The following is a 15,661-nucleotide window of genomic DNA, read 5'->3' on the forward strand; positions in this document are numbered from 1 at the left end:
AAGCTTTCATCCAAATTCGAGGCAGAGCCTCATGATATGTATTACCAGGCAGAGCCTGGTAACGAGTAAAGCGTTGAATTGCCGACACTGTTTCTATGTTTGTTTAAGTGGTTTTAACTGGTTCCTAGGATCTGCCTGGGAACGCATGTCCAGAGGCTTTGCCTCGCAAGCTTTCATCCAAATTCGAGGCAGAGCCTCACGATATGTATTACCAGGCAGAGCCTGGTAACGAGTAAAAACGCACTGAACTTATTGCCTCGAAGCTACACCCAAATGTTGAAACAGCATACTCGGCAAATATGCCGCACCGCCTACCCATTCGGCTTCGCTACTCAAATCTGCCAAATTTTTAAACGCTTCAAAAATGCTGCCTGCCACCATTGTATTCTTGACGCGACCCACAATTTTGCCTTTTTCTACTTTATAGCCTAAGTCCAAATTGACAGAAAATTCGCCAGCTAACTGATTGGACTGACCGGCACCTAAAACCTGCTCTACTATTAGACCTTCGTCCATGCTAGCAATCAAGTCTTGAGTGGCGGTATTTCCTGGGGAAATGCAAAAGTTAGTCAAATCAGGGCCGGGGCGAGACAATCCGCCACGAAAACCGTTGCCGGTTGATTGTACACCGGCGCGAGCGGCCCACCTGCGATCCCAATAAAATCCGGTGACAGTACCTTTGTCTATCAAGACTTTGCGGGTGGTGGGCGTACCTTCGTCGTCAAAGGGACAAGCCGAAGGGCCTAAAGTGGGGTCTTCAAAAAAGGTAAAGCGTTCGTCAAATAAGGTTTCGCCGATTTTGTCGGCTAGGGGAGAGGCTTTTTGAACTACTGCTTGACCTGAAAGGATGGTATCAAACAAGCCGCCGAGGGTGCTAGCGGCGGCATTGGGGGTAAATAATACTGGGTAGGAACCGCTGCTGATGGTGGCTGAATGTTCTGCGAGGCGGTATTTTTCGAGGAGTGATTGGAGGATGCTGTTGGTATCCAGGGAGCGATCGCGCGCAACGTCGTAACTGTATGCTTGCATAAAATCTTCTCCCTTTACCAAATTTCCGGCAATAGTGCCGCTGACTATTTGGCTGCTTCTTTCGGCATACAAATCTTGCGTCGTGGCAATTTTCACTCTGCCGCTGCGGACGTGGAAGCCGACATCTACCATAATATCGGGATTGTAGGCGTGAACTTGCTCGATGAGGTTTTTGCCGTTTTCGACTAATTCTTGAGTTGTGGGCGGAGTGTAGGTGGTTTCCGGGCCTTTTAGGTGGAAGTTGGAGGCGAGTTCAAATTCTGCGGGGTCGCCGATTTCGGCTGTTTGAATCGCTGCATCTACTAAATCGTCTATCCGCGTTAAATCTGTGGAACTAGCAAAACCGATTTTGCCTTGGTAAATCAGCCGGAGTGCTACGCCTTGCAGTGCTTTGGTTTGCAGGGATTTGAGGCGATTGTTTTCAAATTCGATGGGGGTGTCTTGACTCGACAGGTAGTATACTTCAGCGGCATCGGCGCGCTGAGAGGCCAATTTCAAAATCTGGTCTACGGTTGAATCGCTCACAATAATAGCCTTTCTGGTTTGGTCTTTTTTTTATTTTAGCTAGCCAGACGGGAATCCCCACACGCTTGTCGCTTCGATTAGTGTGGGATGAAAGTCGCGTTTCGCTGTGGATTCCACCGCCCACTGTTCAAAACATAGTTTTGAACAGTGGGCGGGTGGATGACGAGACAAACAAACTCTTTATTCAATGGGTCTATTTTGTCCTTTGTACTGGACAGTAAATAACGCATTCTGGTACATTAATACTAATTGATGCGTACCGACTGCTATCCAATATTTGTCACTCAATGAGAACGGCTTACCAGTACAAACTACGTCCAACAAAACCGCAAGTCATTGAACTAGACAGATGGCTATCCATGCTATGCGCCCAGTACAATTACCTGTTGGCTGATAGATTTAATTGGTACGAACAAAATCGCTCTCCTGTTAACGCCTGCCATCTCGTGTGTTACCTACCTGAACTGCGAGAAAATCCCGATTATTACTCGCAAAAGAAAACGTTACCTCAACTCAAGAAAACACATCCTTGGTATAGCGAAATATATTCGCAAGTCCTTCAGGATGTAGTTAAGCGAGTTAAGACAACATTTGACCGTTTCCTAAAAGGTGATAGCAGCGGAAAACGCAGCGGAAAACCTCGATTCAAAGCTCGCAGTCGCTATCGCACCTTTACTTATCCGCAAATGAAAGAGGGATGCTTGCATGGCAACTTGATTAACTTGCCGATGTTTGGGAAAGTTAAAGTTGTCTTGCACCGCCCTATCCCTGATGGGTTCAAAATCAAAACCGCATCTGTCACCAAGAAAGCTGATGGTTATTACCTTACGCTCTCCCTAGAAGACAAGACGGTTCCAGAGATAAAGCCAGACTTTAATCCTCGTTCAATAACAGGTATTGACGTAGGACTGAAGGAGTTTTTGACAACATCTGAAGGCGAAACAGTTGCTATTCCCCAGTATTATCGTAAAGAGCAAAAACGCTTACGAACTATTCAAAAGCGAGTGTCACGTCGCAAAAAGGGGAGCAATAACAGGCTTAAAGCTATTAAGCAACTGGGCAGACAACACAAGAAGGTTACAGATAAAAGAAAAGATTTCCACTTCAAGACAGCTAATTATTTGCTGTCAAAATATGACGTAATCGCACACGAGGATTTAAACATCAAAGGTCTAGCTCGTACAAGGTTGGCTAAATCTGTGTTGGACGCTGGGTGGTCAAGTTTTCTGTCGATACTGACAAACAAAGCCGAAAACGCGGGTTTGTTGGTTGTCCCAGTAAGTGCCCATAATACTTCACAAGATTGTTCTAATTGCGGCGAGAAAGTACCAAAAAAGCTGCATATTCGTTGGCATGACTGTCCTCACTGTGGGTGCAGTCTAGACCGTGACCATAATGCCGCAGTTAATATCAAAAATAGAGCGGTGGGGCAACCCGTTCTTAACGCTCAGTTAATGTCCTATGCCATAGCAGGAGTCGCCCAGATGCCTACACCAATGGTGACAGCTTGTGTTGGTGTAGGAGTTGTCACCAATTATCGCTATTCAACTTCTGACTCCTGCCTCATGCTCGATAATTAATCCGTGTATCAGTCCTTCTCCTATAATTGTAATTCACACTGTTTAAAAACATAGTTAACGGCTGCAAACAGTCGCTCTAAGTCCTGAATTGTATAGAAAAATTTATTTTGAGTAAACATTTCTAATTTCAGCTTGCCAAACTGCCACATTGCCCCATTAGAAACAATCCCAAATATAGTTTGTTCTGGTTCATTGTTAAGTCGCTGCACGGCGATCATTTCTGCCAAACACTGCCCCCATCCTTCATCAAAGGCGCTCTCTTTCTTGGGTTCAACTAATATGAAATAGGGCTTGTCAAAAACTACTGTGCCAAGGGGGGAGCGCTTGGCCAATATATAATCGGGAATTCCTGACAGATTCTCATTATAGACTAAGGTTTGGTGACTCCAGAGGAGAAAATTACTGCGATAAATTTTCCAAACTTCTTTTAATACAGGATAAATGATATTTTCACAAATGGCGATTTCCGAGTTGTCAAATACTCCCTCATTGAAAATCAATTCTAATTCATTCCGAAAAACGTCGCTGACTGCAAATTCTGTTTCGACAATGAAATTATCCCGTAGGTAATTAATTTGGAATTCTTTCGCGACCGCGCTGATACTTTTATAATTGCTAAAAGGCATTGCTTAACTTCTCTCAGTAGGGGTAAGGTGCGCCTCGGCGCACCCTAGAGATAGAGTTTGTGCGAATGAAAAAATGATTAATAACTAATAAATAATCCGCCTAAAATTAGCCCGATCGCAATTAACGCCACCCAGATAAACCTATTATCTTTCGTATTAACCTGACTCAAATCTACAGGCTCTGGTACGACTGGCTTGGGTTTAGCGTACTTGATATCAGCGTTGGGATTAGCTTGAAAACTGATTGATTGATTTTCATCTAAAGCTGCCAAATCAGGGATTTTCACCATCCATTCAGGAGGGATAGTGAGTTTGGGAGCTTCGAGAATGAACAGCAAGCGCTTTGCTTGCTGGCGGGTTTCTTGGCGGGGATGGCGGGTGAGCTTGCGGCAAAGCTCGATCGCCCTTTCTGTGTTGCCAGAGGCTTCGTAGGCTGTCACTAACCACATCTGCACCTCACCGCCCAACCGGGAATTTCGATCGACTAAACCGGTAGCTGTTTCTAAACTCTGCACAGCTTGAGCATACCGGCCACTCTCAAAAGCTACTTGCCCAGCTTGGTACTCAGTTTGAACAATTTCTAACTTTTCTGAAGTCACGAGCACCCACCCAATTCACAAATATTACTTCCCAAATTCCCCAAACGCTAGAATTCGCTGTTGTGTTGCGACATACCCGACTCGTTGTCGCGTTTGGAACCCAGCAAGTCTAACTGGTCTACCTTAATTACCGGCTTCGAGCGATTTGAACCGGTATTGCGGTCTTGCCAGCGATCGAACTTCAAAGAGCCTGTTACGCCAATTAGAGAGCCTTTGCGAACGTAGTCAGCAGCAATCTGCGCTGTTTTGCCCCAGATTTCCAGATTGAACCAGTCTGGTTGATCGTTGTTCTTACTTCTGCGGTTCACTGCCAGCGTCAAATTACACTTAACTGTACCCGACTCAAAATACTTCACGTCCGGGTCGCCGCCGACGCGGCCTACTAAAGTCACAACATTAAGACTCATAAACTTTTTTGGGAATGTGGTCGATCGGTGATGTAGTTAAACAGTCCACACGGGCATTAGCCTCCAAACTGAACTTGGAACAGCGCTTGTGAGGCTTCATCCTGATTGTACACCCAGTTAGCAGAACATATTGATAGTGGATGATTGGCGAGTCTGCGCTCAACCTGAGCTCGACAATGTACATTTCTGACTAGACTCAGGATGAAAAACGTAATAGAATCCACCTCGGTTACACTTTTGTAACAACATTATTGCACACAATAGTATTTTAGTTTTTGGGGGGGGTACGAATCAGTGGGTCTTCTCAATCGATTTTCGTTATCTAGAGATATGGGTATCGACCTCGGTACTGCTAACACGCTCGTTTATGTATCGGGCAAAGGTATTGTTCTGCAGGAACCTTCTGTAGTGGCGATCGACCAAGACTTAAAAATACCGCTGGCTGTTGGAGAAGAAGCCAAAAAAATGCTCGGCCGCACGCCAGGGAACGTCATAGCACTGCGCCCGCTTCGCGACGGGGTAATTGCAGACTTCGATACGGCGGAACTGATGCTGAAGACTTTTATCCGCAGGGTTCACGAAGGCCGAAGCTTAGTTTCGCCACGGATCATTATTGGCATCCCCAGCGGTGTCACCGGAGTCGAGAGGCGTGCTGTCATTGAGGCGGCGACTCAGGCCGGTGCTAGAGAAGTACGGTTAATTGATGAACCCATCGCTGCGGCGATCGGGGCTGGACTGCCTGTTGCTGAGGCGACTGGCAATATGATTATAGATATAGGCGGAGGTACGACGGAAGTTGCGGTTTTGAGTTTGCAAGGTACGGTGATCAGTGAGTCTGTGCGGGTAGCCGGCGACGAGCTCAATGAGGCGATCGTCCAATACATGAAAAAAGTTCACAATTTGGTCATCGGCGAACGCACTGCTGAAGAAATTAAGATTCAGGTGGGTTCTGCATATCCAACTCCAGAGGATGACGATGTAATGATGGAAGTGCGGGGCTTGCACTTACTGTCGGGTTTGCCGCGAACTGTTACTATCAAAGGCCCAGAAATTCGCGAAAGTATGTCGGAACCGCTTTCAGTAATTGTGGAAGCTGTCAAGCGTACTTTGGAACGCACCCCGCCGGAATTAGCAGCAGATATTATTGACAGGGGAATTATGCTGGCTGGTGGTGGCGCGCTGATGAAAGGTTTAGATACTCTGATCAGTCACGAAACAGGAATTGTCACTCACGTGGCAGCCGATCCGCTCTGCTGCGTGGTTTTGGGAACTGGTAGGGTATTGGAAAACAAACAGTTGGAACGGGTTTTCAGCGGGCAGTCGTCGCGTAATATGTAGTTAACAAATTTGGGATTGTGGATTTAGAAATACGGCTGCAATCTCAAATCTAAAATCCTGACTTAACAATCTTAGATTAGTGAAATTATGCTAAAAAATACATTCCGAAAGTGGTGGGATCTGCGACTGCCAATAGCTCTTTTAGGTTTAGCTGTAACTGCCGCTTGGGGAGTTCGGCAAACACAAGGTGGGGCAGTATTTGAAGTTTACAATTGGGTGACTCGTCCGTTTCACGCCAACGGCTCTGGGCAAGAGGAACTCATCTCGGCGCGCACTCAAGAATTGCAAGCGCAACTATTAGAATTAGAAACTCAAAATCAGAAGCTAAAAGAGCTTTTAGGTTACGTTTCGGCTAAGAAACCAGCAGGGATTGTGGCTCCTATTGTCGGCCGCAGTGCGGGCCACTGGTGGCAGCAAGTAACCTTGGGGCGCGGCAGTAACGATGGCATCAAAACAGATTTTACTGTGATGGGCCCCGGCGGTTTGGTAGGCAGAGTTGTCAGCGTTACTCCTAATACTAGCTTGGTGCTGTTAGTCAGCGACGCTACGAGTCAATTGGGTGTGGGAATTACCCGCAGTCGCCAGATGGGTTTTATGCGCGGGAAAGGCGGAAATCAGGCTGTGATGGAGTTTTTTGATAATGTTCCCAATGTCAAGCCTGGGGATATGGTTTCAACTTCTTCTTACAGTCAGTTGTTCCCTCCTGGTTTGCCTGTGGGAAAAGTGGTTTCGGTGGATATGAATAAAACTCCGGCTCCCGAAGCTGTGGTTGAGTTCTCTGCACCGATGAATGCTCTGGAGTGGGCGGTGGTTTACCCGCACTCTAAGCAAGCCGAATCGAAGGATTCGCCGAGTCAATCTTCAGCAGCATCTGAGGGAGCACAGCAACAATGAAAGCTTTATCTCGGATGTCTTCGCGATCGCGCCAATTTCTCAACTTCGCAGTTACATTTCTATCCGTGATGCTGTGCATACTGATATTGCCCACTCGGATGCCGGGAATGGAATTGCTGGGAATTGGACCAAACTGGCTGTTAATTTGGTTGGTAGCTTGGAGTATTAAGCGGAAACGTACAGTTTGGGGAGCTGCTAGCATGGGCTTGGTTTTGGGGTTTCTTCAAGATGCGATGACGGCTCCTCATCCCAGCCACGCTGTGAGTCTAGTAGTTGTAGGAGTCTTAACAGTTGTTTTGCAGAAAACCTGGTCGATTCCGGTAGATATTGTTGAGAGAGATCCGATTCCGATCGCGTTAATTGTGTTTGGGATGGCGGTGGTAGCGGAAACGGTGATGGGGCTGCAATTTTTTGCTATGGGCGATCGGGCTTTACTGGAAATTTGGAGCTATCACCAGCGAGTGGCTTTGTGTTCTGCTATTCTTAGCAGTCTTTGGGCTCCGGTGATTTATTTTCCGCTCAATCGCTTGTGGGAAATGACCAGGAATTTAGAAAAATCTTAGTCATTAGTCATTAGTCATTAGTCATTAGTCATTAGTCATTAGTCATTAGTCATTAGTCATCAGTCATTCGTTAACAGTTAACAGTCAACAGTCAACAGTCAACAGTTAACAGTCAACAGTCATTCGTTAACAGTCAACAGTTAACAGTCAACAGTCAACAGTCAACAGTCAACAGTTAACTGTAGTCATTCTACTATTACTTGTTGTCCGGAACCTAATAAGTGATGAACGGCAATAATCAAATCGCTGAGAATGAAATTAGGCTGGTGCTTTTGCAGTTGATAGCGGCTGCGAATTCCGCAGGTAACGGCAATTGTAGGTATTCCCAATGCTTTGCCCGCGAGGATGTCTGCTTCTGTATCTCCGATCATCCAAGCCGAACCCAGCGATGACTCAAATTCTTCTGCAACTTCAGCCAACAATTCAGTTTTTAAGGCTGTATAGTTGTGATAGGCGGCATCCGCCATCTGACTGCCGCGAATGCTGGTAAACAGTCTGGCTAAACCGTAATTTTGTAACAGTTGAACGGCTTGATTTCTCGGCCGCAGGGTGACTAAAATCAGCCGCACGCCGCGGGAGTGCAGAAGTCCGATCGCCCATTGCACTCCCGGCTGGATGCGATCTAAGTGCAACAAGTCTGGCTGATTGACAATCCGACTCACGCATCCTAGAAAAGCGTTAATTTCTTCTCCCGACAAGCCGGAACTTTTGGCTATTTCAGCATCGGGCACGCGGTTTTGCTTCATCTGCCAAAATTGCTGTTTGCTGAGTATTTGAAGGTTGAGGTTGATTCCCCGATCCAGATAAGCTGCTTGAGTATCGGCCAATCCCTGTTGATAGGTGGCATAGTAGCGATCGGACACATCGACTATGGGCCCGTCTAAATCGCAAAATACCGTCATCCGGGGGGACGACTCAGCCTCTGATGGTAGCTTGTACTGAAGGTTTTCGGAGTCTTGCGCGACAGCAGTTAACATAAAACGTTAAGTAAATCTAGGGAGTTATACATTTCTTGACTCTAGCAAAAAATGTATAAGTTATAATACATAAATTATAATGCTTTTATTAAAAAAACCTATGATTTTTTTGAGGATGGGGTTCGATAAAGGCGATCGGGCCTGCGCGTGGATAAATTCAAGGGAAAAAGTGATTTTTGTGGCTGTTGATATATGCTTTAGCCATTAAAGTTTAGAATTAAGTTTTTAGTCTTTTGTAATTTACCCATGCTCAAACAAAGCGATTTTGTTAGGAATTCGGACACTAATCGAGTAGAGGTGCTGTCCGAAGCACTGCCTTACATTCAACACTTTGCCGGTCGCACCATTGTGGTCAAATATGGCGGTGCGGCGATGAAAGATAGCACTCTCAAAGACAAGGTGGTTCGGGATATTGTGCTGCTAGCTTGCGTGGGGATGCGTCCGGTTGTGGTTCACGGCGGCGGCCCGGAAATTAATATTTGGCTCGAAAAATTGGGAATTGAGCCGCAATTTAAGGATGGTTTGCGGGTGACTGATGCGGCGACAATGGAAGTTGTAGAAATGGTTTTGGTGGGTAAAGTAAATAAGGAAATTGTTTCGTTAATCAACCAAGCTGGCGGCAAAGCAGTGGGATTGTGTGGCAAAGATGCCAATCTGATTCAAGCTCGTCCAGATGGCCGGGAAGGAATTGGGTTTGTGGGTGAAGTCAGCGGCGTGAAAATCCAGATTTTGGAGTCTTTGGTGAACAGCGGTTATATTCCGGTGGTGTCGAGCGTGGCAGCCGATGAAAACGGTCAATCTTACAACATTAATGCTGACACAGTGGCTGGGGAAATTGCGGCTGGTTTGGGAGCAGAAAAGTTGATTTTGATGACTGATACGGCGGGAATTTTGGAGGATTATCACAAGCCGGATAGTCTGATTGCTAAGTTAGATATTCAAGAAGCGAGACAGTTGGTTGAGTCGGGAGTCGTGTCTGGGGGGATGATTCCGAAAGTTAATTGTTGTGTGCGGAGTTTGGCTCAGGGTGTGAAGGGTGCTCACATTATTGACGGTCGAATTCCTCACGCTTTGCTGCAAGAAATATTTACGGATGCGGGGATTGGGTCGATGATTGTGGCTTCTGAGTTTAGCAGCGCGAACTTAAGGCCTAAGTAAGGCCTATATCCTAGCGTGGGGCGGGTGCGTGAAATGGGTAAACTCGCTGCGATTGCGTATATCCTAACTAAACCTGCCCCTAAAAACCTTGAGAAGGTACTTCTGGGGAATGATTTCAACTAATTCTAACCGTTGTTGGATTTCAGCTTTTGTTAAACTATGATCAAACACTTTAGAGTTTTGGATTCTGTTGCGATTCTCAAGCCGATTTCAAATACGCGATTAGCGCTAGTGGAACCCGAATACGCATCTATTTCTAGTTTGCCAGTTGGACTTGTGGGAACTATTATTGAAGTGTATGATACGGAAAAGGAATGTCAGTATTTAGTGGAGTTTGCTGATAGTCAAGGAAGTGAATATGCTATGGCTATGTTGAAAGCTGATGAAATTTTAGTTCTGCAATATGAACTTGCAGTTGCTTAGTAATGTGAGGAGAATAGAAGTTAGATAAGGGCGATCGCACTTTGGGAAGGAAAGGGCGATCGCCTTTTAGTTTGGTACTTAAATCGCGCCATCATTTAACGTGCAGTTTCAGCTTGAATTTCTCGAATAATAGTTGATATTTCTTCGGCTGACTCAAGGTGTCTAGCCAAAACCTGAGCTGTTTTGTCCAGCAAGCGTTCTGAAAAGACTTTAGCTAAGTCTTCCCGTAAACCTTGCCCTATATAAAACTTAAGCAATGCTTCTACAGACATATCTCGATTTGCCGCTATTTTCTGAAGTGATGCTAAAGTATCTATTGGAATGTTTAGCGAGACTCTTTCCGCTGTACGAGGTCGCAATTGCAATTTTATTTCTTCTTCAGAATTGTTCATATAATTTCCTTTCAGTGCGGGTAGCAGGACGGGAAGAAATGATGCGTATTCGCAAGCTGCGTTCTACATAAACAACCAGTAATAGGCGTTGAGTGCGGGAGTAACCCAGGATAAAGTTACGCTGTTCGTCATTAGCCGTTGCATCTCCCTCCTGATAGAATGGATCGAAGAAAACTTCTGCGGCTTCTTCAAAGCTAACGCCATGCTTTTCTAGGTTAATCTGGAATTTGTTTGTGTCCCATTCAAACTCAACGCCTTACAGTCTGTACACACTATCCATGCTTTGATATTAACATTATTTAAATAAGAGCGATCGCACTTTTTCAAAATCTGACAAATCGCGAGCATAATCAAGACAAGCATCTATCTGTTCTTTGAGTAGATCGGGAAACTCGTCGATAATTTGTTCGACAGTATTATTTGATGCTAAATAACCTAAAATCAGACTAACGGGAATTCTAGTGGCTTTGATTCTTGGTTTACCTCGCAGTACGTCGGGGGTACTAACGATATGTTCTCTCCAGTTTACGGGCATAACTTGTCCTTTCTGAATCTGATAAGTTATATTTTAACTTAGGGATGGCGATCGCCCTTGGAGATTGGGGATAAGAGAGGGGCGAGCGCAGAACCGATTGATGAGAAAGAGGAAAAGGCGAGCGCGCTGAATTTGTTGGTGTTAATATGAAAGAGGTTAAACATTACTGATTAAGAGCCTTTAACTAAGATGTCTAAGGAATCAGTCATCACAGAACATATCGAAATTACACCTGGCGTACTTGGTGGTAAGCCACGCATTGCGGGCCATCGAATTGCTGTAGCACACATCGCCGAAATGTATCTGAAAATGGGAATTTCTGTAGAAGAAATCGCCGGCAAGTATGACTTACCACTTGCCTCAGTTCATGCTGCAATGACCTACTATTACGATCATCGAGAAGAAATTGATCGTCGCACGGCTGAAAGTCGAGCTATTGTGGAAGAATTAAAGCGCAATAGTCCACCATCTCCGTTACAAGAAAAATTGAGGGCAATTAGAGGTGAGTGAGCAAATTCGTTTTCATTTAGACGAACATATTGACTCTAACATTGCGCGCGGTTTGCGTCGTTACGGGATAGATGTTACAACAACAGTTGATGCAGGATTGCGTACTAAAAGCGATGAGTCACACCTGGCATTTATTCGGGAACAGCAGCGCGTGATAGTAACTCACGATGACGATTTTTTAATTATGGCAAGCGATACCACAGATTATCCGGGGATTGTCTATTGTCCTCCTAATTCTCGTTCTGTGGGCGAGATTATCCGTAGTTTGATTTTAATTTATGAAGTGTATGCGCCTGAAGAAATGATCGGGAGGATTGAATATATTTGACATCATTGTAAGGCGATCGCACTTTCGGACAATAAGGGCGATCGCCCTTTGAAAAAGCAACAATTGCGCTACGCCCAAGACATTATGAGACTGCTTTGAGGTATTGCGTTACAGGCTTCAAATCGATGTCATGGTTGTCAGTCAGTATTTTAAATAAATGAGGCGGGATGCCGGCTGCAATCAAAACTTCCAAATCGCGATCGAGCTTTGACGAGTCCTCATAAAGACTTGCCTGACTTACGCAAGCTAAACAGGCTTTTCATTCTCGCCTGAACTCAATGCAGAAAGCGATCGCCCATTGATAGAGTTTCAGTGCTACACTAAAATTACAGCCTTGTTCGGTGGCAATTACGTGATACCCTACTTGCACGAGGAAAATACATGGTAACTACGCTCGAAATTGACAAAACTCTTCTTCAAGAAGCCCTTGATTTGAGTAACCATCAAACACCTACTACATTAATCGAAGCAGCTTTACGCGAGTACATCCAACGTCGCAAACAATTAAAAATATTAGAATTGTTTGGTACTATTGAATACGAGGAAGATTATAACTACAAGCAACAGCGACAAACAACATGAATGTTCTTGTTGATAGTTCGGTTTGGTCGCTGGCTTTGCGGCGTAACACAACAAATGATGCGATCGCTATTGTTAATGTACTGCGTGATTTGATTGCAGATGGACGAGTGGTTTTACTGGGGGCCATTCGTCAGGAGGTGCTTTCTGGGGTACGCTACAAGGAACAGTTTGCTCGATTGCGAGAGTATCTTCGTGCTTTTCCTGATTTAGAGCTAACAACTGAAGATTATGAGTTAGCCGCAGAGTTTTTCAATACCTGTCGCAGTAATGGCGTTCAGGGTTCAAATACTGATTTTCTGTTATGTGCCGTTGCTCATCGTCGGGGCTACAGCATTTTCACTACTGATAAAGATTTTGAGAATTTCCGATCGCACATTCCTGTTGTATTGCTATGAGGGTAATTTCTCAGTTTATATCTTAACTTAGAGATGCCGATCGCACTTTGGGATTTGAGATGTCCGAGGGGCGATCGCACTTTCGGAAAAAGAAACAATTGCGCTACGCCCAAAACATTATCAGACAGGACTGATGCACTCCGACTAAAGAAACCGGGTTTTTTACCGAATCTGCAGCCTACAACGAAGTATTTTGATAAAAAACCCGGTTTCTGGGCCTCATGGGTAAGTCCTATTAAATAGATGACAAGGGATGCCGGCCACAATCAAAGCTTCGAGAGGCCGATCGAGCTTTGAGAAGTCTTCATAGATACCCACAAACTGACTTACGCAAGCTAAAGATGAATCTTTCGGGTCATTCACTCCCGTGTATTTGTACTGAATATCAAAACCTGCTTTTTCGCCAATTTCTTCGATATCCCAGTCTACAAGATTAATATTTATCGCTTCAACGGCTAGGGCAATATGACCGGGCGGTATGGGGGGCTGTTTCATTCTCTTGTAGGGGCAATCCCCCCGTGGTTGCCCCGATATCTGAAACCCCTACCCGCTCGTCTATCGGCTGGGCGGGCACGGGGGCACCGCCCCTACAAAACCCTGGTTTTTCTGAGAATGAAACAGCCCTGGGGCGGTATGGGGTCAAGAGGCTCGCAGCACCAACCCTCAGAATGGTTCCAGACGTTATTACCTTGAGATTCTCGAATTTTCATGTATTTTCCCTCACTGAAAGTAGCAGCGAAACCAGGGTTTGCGGCCGGGGCGAAGGCATTTTTTACCGGTCACTGAAGAGTCTGTACATCAGGATATGCCAGAATTTTTGCATCAGCAGTTAGTAAGGGACACCCGCAAATCCTCGCAGTTGCCACAATGATTTGATCTGCTGGATCGCGGTGAAAACCTGTGAGTTTAGTTGACTCGACAATGATGGGAATGGTGAGTTCGAGTAGCTGCACTCCGGGATAAGCCAAAGCTTGTTTTAACCACTCATCAACTGTAACGGACAAAGTAAGTCTTCCCATTTCTACTAATTTAGCAACCTCCCAACAAGAAATGATGCTGATTCCTAAACCTTGAGATTGATATTGTTGTATCCAGTCCCGATCTTTCTGAGTCAGTCGTGTGTTATCGTCAACCCACCAAACCCATATATGAGTATCTAGTACAATCATTGTAACACTTCCCAATCTTCCAATGAAACCGCAGGTTCAAACGGCTCATTATAGCCACTGACAGTGCCTCGCAAAGGATATAGAAAAGTATTTTTCATGGTTTCATTTACCAAATTTAGATAGCTAATGAATTCTCGATATCCATCCAATTCTGTTTGTTCTTCGGGAGTGAGATTTGATGCTTGTTGTTGAGCTGTTAAAGTTTGAATTCGTTCCTGGGTTTGAATAGAAGCGCTAAATATTAAGAGTCCGTTGACCAACTCAATGCGGACAGAACCTTCGCTGGGCAAGCTGTTGGGTAAGTGAGGCAGCTTGATGGGCAAATTAGCAATCATGGCATTAATTGACTGTATTTGATGTTGATTTTTTAATTATACCGATCGCTCTGTTGAATTTGACAGTTGTTGCCATGCTGAAATTATATGGCGATCGCACTTTGGGAAAAAAGGGCGATCGAGCATTGAAAAGTCCTCATAGATGCCGACAAACTGGCTTACGCAAGCTAAAGATTCATCTTTCGGGTCATTGGTAGTAATGTCGGTAATTTCTTTGCTATACTTAAAGCATCGTCCGAAAGCGTTAAAAAGGAGCAAGAGTGTCAGCCAAAGATTACTATCATCCAGTTGTGAAACAGGCACTTGTTAAAGCTGGCTGGAAAGTTACTCATGACCCGTTGTTATTGAAATGGGCTAAGCGAAAACTATTTGTAGATATCGGAGCATAAAAACTGATTGGCGCTGAAAATAATCAGTCTAAGATAGCTGTTGAAGTTAAAAGTTTTATCAGTGACTCTAAAATTTTAGATTTAGAGAAGGCTTTGGGACAATACATTCTTTATCAGAAAATTTTAGAACAAACTGAACCGGAAAGAACGCTCTATCTTGCCATACCTGCGATGTCTTTTGAGGAGCTTTTTATTGCAATACGGTTCAGTTAAAACTATTTATTCCTCGGAGATCCTTCTAAATCCCCCTTAAGAAGGGGGACTTTGAGTAATTTCTTGTCCCCCCCTTTTTAAGGGGGGCTAGGGGGGATCGAGCTTAACGGAACCGTATTGCTTTTTATTGAAGATAAGTTTGCCGATCTTTTATTGGTCGATAATCATTTGAAGTTGATTGTTTTTAATCCACAAATAGAGGAGATTGTTAAATGGATACCCTAGTAGATTGCCGCCAGATTGTTAAAGGGATTCTCAATGAATACTCAGGGTTTTTTGGTTCTGAAATTGAGGTACAAAGTCAAGTAATTTTCGATTTAGAAAACGATCGGTATATGTTACTATCAATGGGATGGTTTCAGGGGAGAAGAATTCACGATTGTGTTATACACATGGATATTATCGACGGTCAAGTTTGGATTCAAGCCAATAATACCGATCGCTCGATCGCTGAAGAATTAGTAGCAGCGGGCATTCCCCCTAAGTTAATTGTTTTAGGACTTCAACCGCCAGAAGTAAGAGCTTATACAGCTTATGGCGTACCAAATTCCATACAGTCTCAAGAATTATTGCAAGTGGGTTAAATTTGCAGGGGAAGAGCGATCGCCCTTTTAGTTATTTGGGGAAAAGGCCGATCGCACTTTGGGAAAAAAGGGCGATCGCACTTTGGGAAAAAAGGGCGAGCGCCCTTTTA

At 44.7% G+C, this 15,661-nt stretch carries 22 protein-coding genes and 2 pseudogenes; 12 read left to right on the plus strand and 12 right to left on the minus strand.

The genetic code is table 11. The features are described from left to right. Positions 1 to 249 precede the first annotated feature (249 nt). The gene (locus QUB04_RS05735) at positions 250 to 1,554 is read right to left on the minus strand and encodes a metallopeptidase TldD-related protein (protein ID WP_333282064.1); all 1,305 of its coding nucleotides are present in this window, start codon (positions 1,552 to 1,554) and stop codon (positions 250 to 252) included. A gap of 287 nt (positions 1,555 to 1,841) precedes the next feature. Here QUB04_RS05735 and QUB04_RS05740 point away from each other — a divergent pair, with 287 nt between their 5' ends. Beyond that, the gene (locus QUB04_RS05740; protein ID WP_333282068.1) at positions 1,842 to 3,134 is read left to right on the plus strand and encodes a transposase; all 1,293 of its coding nucleotides are present in this window, start codon (positions 1,842 to 1,844) and stop codon (positions 3,132 to 3,134) included. A 20-nt stretch (positions 3,135 to 3,154) separates the two neighbouring features. On the opposite strand, the gene QUB04_RS05745 is transcribed toward QUB04_RS05740, so the two are convergent. The 3 genes from QUB04_RS05745 to QUB04_RS05755 form a co-directional block, all read right to left on the minus strand. After that, the gene (locus QUB04_RS05745) at positions 3,155 to 3,760 is read right to left on the minus strand and encodes a hypothetical protein (protein WP_333282071.1); all 606 of its coding nucleotides are present in this window, start codon (positions 3,758 to 3,760) and stop codon (positions 3,155 to 3,157) included. A 77-nt stretch (positions 3,761 to 3,837) separates the two neighbouring features. Next, a complete protein-coding gene (locus QUB04_RS05750) occupies positions 3,838 to 4,359 on the minus strand; it encodes a tetratricopeptide repeat protein (RefSeq protein WP_333059932.1) in 522 nt (173 codons plus the stop codon). 47 nt (positions 4,360 to 4,406) lie between these two features. Then, the gene (locus QUB04_RS05755) at positions 4,407 to 4,766 is read right to left on the minus strand and encodes a single-stranded DNA-binding protein (protein ID WP_333282074.1); all 360 of its coding nucleotides are present in this window, start codon (positions 4,764 to 4,766) and stop codon (positions 4,407 to 4,409) included. Between the two features lie 330 nt (positions 4,767 to 5,096). Here QUB04_RS05755 and QUB04_RS05760 point away from each other — a divergent pair, with 330 nt between their 5' ends. The 3 genes from QUB04_RS05760 (at position 5,097) to mreD (ending at position 7,561) form a co-directional block, all read left to right on the plus strand. Then, complete coding sequence (locus QUB04_RS05760; protein WP_006632285.1) at positions 5,097 to 6,104, plus strand: rod shape-determining protein; 1,008 nt, start codon at positions 5,097 to 5,099, stop codon at positions 6,102 to 6,104. 87 nt (positions 6,105 to 6,191) lie between these two features. Further along, positions 6,192 to 6,998, plus strand: coding sequence for a rod shape-determining protein MreC (mreC, locus tag QUB04_RS05765; protein WP_333282078.1), 807 nt, complete (start codon positions 6,192 to 6,194; stop codon positions 6,996 to 6,998). Further along, positions 6,995 to 7,561 carry a rod shape-determining protein MreD gene (mreD, locus tag QUB04_RS05770; RefSeq protein WP_333144396.1) on the plus strand — a complete coding sequence of 189 codons (567 nt, stop codon included), beginning with the start codon at positions 6,995 to 6,997 and terminating at the stop codon, positions 7,559 to 7,561. The genes mreC and mreD overlap by 4 nt, the downstream gene beginning before the upstream one ends. 185 nt (positions 7,562 to 7,746) lie before the next feature. Here the strand turns inward: mreD and QUB04_RS05775 are convergent, their stop codons facing one another. After that, positions 7,747 to 8,538: an HAD family hydrolase gene (locus tag QUB04_RS05775; protein ID WP_333282081.1), complete on the minus strand. Its 792-nt coding sequence runs from the start codon at positions 8,536 to 8,538 to the stop codon at positions 7,747 to 7,749. Between the two features lie 246 nt (positions 8,539 to 8,784). Between QUB04_RS05775 and argB the strand changes: the two genes are divergently transcribed. Next, positions 8,785 to 9,696 carry an acetylglutamate kinase gene (argB, locus tag QUB04_RS05780; protein WP_333282084.1) on the plus strand — a complete coding sequence of 304 codons (912 nt, stop codon included), beginning with the start codon at positions 8,785 to 8,787 and terminating at the stop codon, positions 9,694 to 9,696. A 159-nt stretch (positions 9,697 to 9,855) separates the two neighbouring features. Continuing rightward, the gene (locus tag QUB04_RS05785) at positions 9,856 to 10,119 is read left to right on the plus strand and encodes a DUF4926 domain-containing protein (RefSeq protein WP_333158127.1); all 264 of its coding nucleotides are present in this window, start codon (positions 9,856 to 9,858) and stop codon (positions 10,117 to 10,119) included. A gap of 95 nt (positions 10,120 to 10,214) precedes the next feature. Here the strand turns inward: QUB04_RS05785 and QUB04_RS05790 are convergent, their stop codons facing one another. The 3 genes and pseudogenes from QUB04_RS05790 to QUB04_RS05800 form a co-directional block, all read right to left on the minus strand. Continuing rightward, positions 10,215 to 10,511, minus strand: coding sequence for a hypothetical protein (locus tag QUB04_RS05790; protein ID WP_333144403.1), 297 nt, complete (start codon positions 10,509 to 10,511; stop codon positions 10,215 to 10,217). Then, positions 10,498 to 10,740, minus strand: a pseudogene (locus tag QUB04_RS05795) (BrnT family toxin); the annotation flags it as partial. The pseudogene QUB04_RS05795 and the gene QUB04_RS05790, both read right to left, overlap by 14 nt. 66 nt (positions 10,741 to 10,806) lie before the next feature. After that, complete coding sequence (locus QUB04_RS05800) at positions 10,807 to 11,046, minus strand: DUF433 domain-containing protein (RefSeq protein WP_333282087.1); 240 nt, start codon at positions 11,044 to 11,046, stop codon at positions 10,807 to 10,809. A 189-nt stretch (positions 11,047 to 11,235) separates the two neighbouring features. Here QUB04_RS05800 and QUB04_RS05805 point away from each other — a divergent pair, with 189 nt between their 5' ends. The 4 genes from QUB04_RS05805 to vapC all read left to right on the plus strand — a co-directional run bounded on the left by QUB04_RS05805 (position 11,236) and on the right by vapC (position 12,861). Then, complete coding sequence (locus QUB04_RS05805) at positions 11,236 to 11,556, plus strand: DUF433 domain-containing protein (protein WP_333106278.1); 321 nt, start codon at positions 11,236 to 11,238, stop codon at positions 11,554 to 11,556. Beyond that, complete coding sequence (locus QUB04_RS05810; protein ID WP_193971742.1) at positions 11,549 to 11,884, plus strand: DUF5615 family PIN-like protein; 336 nt, start codon at positions 11,549 to 11,551, stop codon at positions 11,882 to 11,884. The genes QUB04_RS05805 and QUB04_RS05810 overlap by 8 nt, the downstream gene beginning before the upstream one ends. A 381-nt stretch (positions 11,885 to 12,265) precedes the next feature. Then, a complete protein-coding gene (locus tag QUB04_RS05815) occupies positions 12,266 to 12,466 on the plus strand; it encodes a type II toxin-antitoxin system VapB family antitoxin (RefSeq protein WP_333144406.1) in 201 nt (66 codons plus the stop codon). Continuing rightward, the gene (gene vapC, locus QUB04_RS05820) at positions 12,463 to 12,861 is read left to right on the plus strand and encodes a type II toxin-antitoxin system VapC family toxin (protein ID WP_333282090.1); all 399 of its coding nucleotides are present in this window, start codon (positions 12,463 to 12,465) and stop codon (positions 12,859 to 12,861) included. The genes QUB04_RS05815 and vapC overlap by 4 nt, the downstream gene beginning before the upstream one ends. Before the next feature lie 219 nt (positions 12,862 to 13,080). Here vapC and QUB04_RS05825 read toward each other — a convergent pair whose 3' ends face one another. The 4 genes from QUB04_RS05825 to QUB04_RS05840 all read right to left on the minus strand — a co-directional run bounded on the left by QUB04_RS05825 (position 13,081) and on the right by QUB04_RS05840 (position 14,668). Then, a complete protein-coding gene (locus QUB04_RS05825) occupies positions 13,081 to 13,356 on the minus strand; it encodes a hypothetical protein (protein ID WP_333282093.1) in 276 nt (91 codons plus the stop codon). A 284-nt stretch (positions 13,357 to 13,640) separates the two neighbouring features. Next, positions 13,641 to 14,030 (minus strand): type II toxin-antitoxin system VapC family toxin, encoded by a 390-nt coding sequence (locus QUB04_RS05830; protein WP_333282096.1) that lies wholly within the window; start codon positions 14,028 to 14,030, stop codon positions 13,641 to 13,643. Further along, positions 14,027 to 14,365, minus strand: coding sequence for a hypothetical protein (locus tag QUB04_RS05835; protein ID WP_333282099.1), 339 nt, complete (start codon positions 14,363 to 14,365; stop codon positions 14,027 to 14,029). Before QUB04_RS05835 ends, QUB04_RS05830 begins: the two co-directional genes overlap by 4 nt. Positions 14,366 to 14,401: 36 nt before the next feature. Then, on the minus strand, positions 14,402 to 14,668 hold the full coding sequence (locus tag QUB04_RS05840) for a hypothetical protein (protein WP_333282102.1): 267 nt from the start codon (positions 14,666 to 14,668) through the stop codon (positions 14,402 to 14,404). Between QUB04_RS05840 and QUB04_RS32485 the strand changes: the two are divergent. Beyond that, positions 14,656 to 14,967, plus strand: a pseudogene (locus QUB04_RS32485) (element excision factor XisH family protein). The gene QUB04_RS05840 and the pseudogene QUB04_RS32485 sit on opposite strands and share 13 nt — an antisense overlap. A 212-nt stretch (positions 14,968 to 15,179) precedes the next feature. Then, entirely contained in the window at positions 15,180 to 15,551 is a 372-nt protein-coding gene (locus QUB04_RS05845; RefSeq protein WP_333105893.1) for a XisI protein, read from the plus strand. The last annotated feature ends 110 nt before the right edge of the window (positions 15,552 to 15,661 follow it).

Source organism: Microcoleus sp. D2_18a_B4, assembly GCF_036702475.1.
Taxonomy (GTDB): domain Bacteria; phylum Cyanobacteriota; class Cyanobacteriia; order Cyanobacteriales; family Microcoleaceae; genus Microcoleus.

Coding starts and splice junctions, on each gene's coding strand:
- QUB04_RS05740 (WP_333282068.1), top strand. CDS start 1,842: ATGAGAACGGCTTACCAGTACAAACTACGTCCAACAAAACCGCAAGTC.
- QUB04_RS05745 (WP_333282071.1), bottom strand. CDS start 3,760: ATGCCTTTTAGCAATTATAAAAGTATCAGCGCGGTCGCGAAAGAATTC.
- QUB04_RS05755 (WP_333282074.1), bottom strand. CDS start 4,766: ATGAGTCTTAATGTTGTGACTTTAGTAGGCCGCGTCGGCGGCGACCCG.
- QUB04_RS05760 (WP_006632285.1), top strand. CDS start 5,097: ATGGGTATCGACCTCGGTACTGCTAACACGCTCGTTTATGTATCGGGC.
- mreC (WP_333282078.1), top strand. CDS start 6,192: ATGCTAAAAAATACATTCCGAAAGTGGTGGGATCTGCGACTGCCAATA.
- mreD (WP_333144396.1), top strand. CDS start 6,995: ATGAAAGCTTTATCTCGGATGTCTTCGCGATCGCGCCAATTTCTCAAC.
- QUB04_RS05775 (WP_333282081.1), bottom strand. CDS start 8,538: ATGTTAACTGCTGTCGCGCAAGACTCCGAAAACCTTCAGTACAAGCTA.
- argB (WP_333282084.1), top strand. CDS start 8,785: ATGCTCAAACAAAGCGATTTTGTTAGGAATTCGGACACTAATCGAGTA.
- QUB04_RS05785 (WP_333158127.1), top strand. CDS start 9,856: ATGATCAAACACTTTAGAGTTTTGGATTCTGTTGCGATTCTCAAGCCG.
- QUB04_RS05790 (WP_333144403.1), bottom strand. CDS start 10,511: ATGAACAATTCTGAAGAAGAAATAAAATTGCAATTGCGACCTCGTACA.
- QUB04_RS05800 (WP_333282087.1), bottom strand. CDS start 11,046: ATGCCCGTAAACTGGAGAGAACATATCGTTAGTACCCCCGACGTACTG.
- QUB04_RS05805 (WP_333106278.1), top strand. CDS start 11,236: ATGTCTAAGGAATCAGTCATCACAGAACATATCGAAATTACACCTGGC.
- QUB04_RS05815 (WP_333144406.1), top strand. CDS start 12,266: ATGGTAACTACGCTCGAAATTGACAAAACTCTTCTTCAAGAAGCCCTT.
- vapC (WP_333282090.1), top strand. CDS start 12,463: ATGAATGTTCTTGTTGATAGTTCGGTTTGGTCGCTGGCTTTGCGGCGT.
- QUB04_RS05825 (WP_333282093.1), bottom strand. CDS start 13,356: ATGAAACAGCCCCCCATACCGCCCGGTCATATTGCCCTAGCCGTTGAA.
- QUB04_RS05830 (WP_333282096.1), bottom strand. CDS start 14,030: ATGATTGTACTAGATACTCATATATGGGTTTGGTGGGTTGACGATAAC.
- QUB04_RS05835 (WP_333282099.1), bottom strand. CDS start 14,365: ATGATTGCTAATTTGCCCATCAAGCTGCCTCACTTACCCAACAGCTTG.
- QUB04_RS05845 (WP_333105893.1), top strand. CDS start 15,180: ATGGATACCCTAGTAGATTGCCGCCAGATTGTTAAAGGGATTCTCAAT.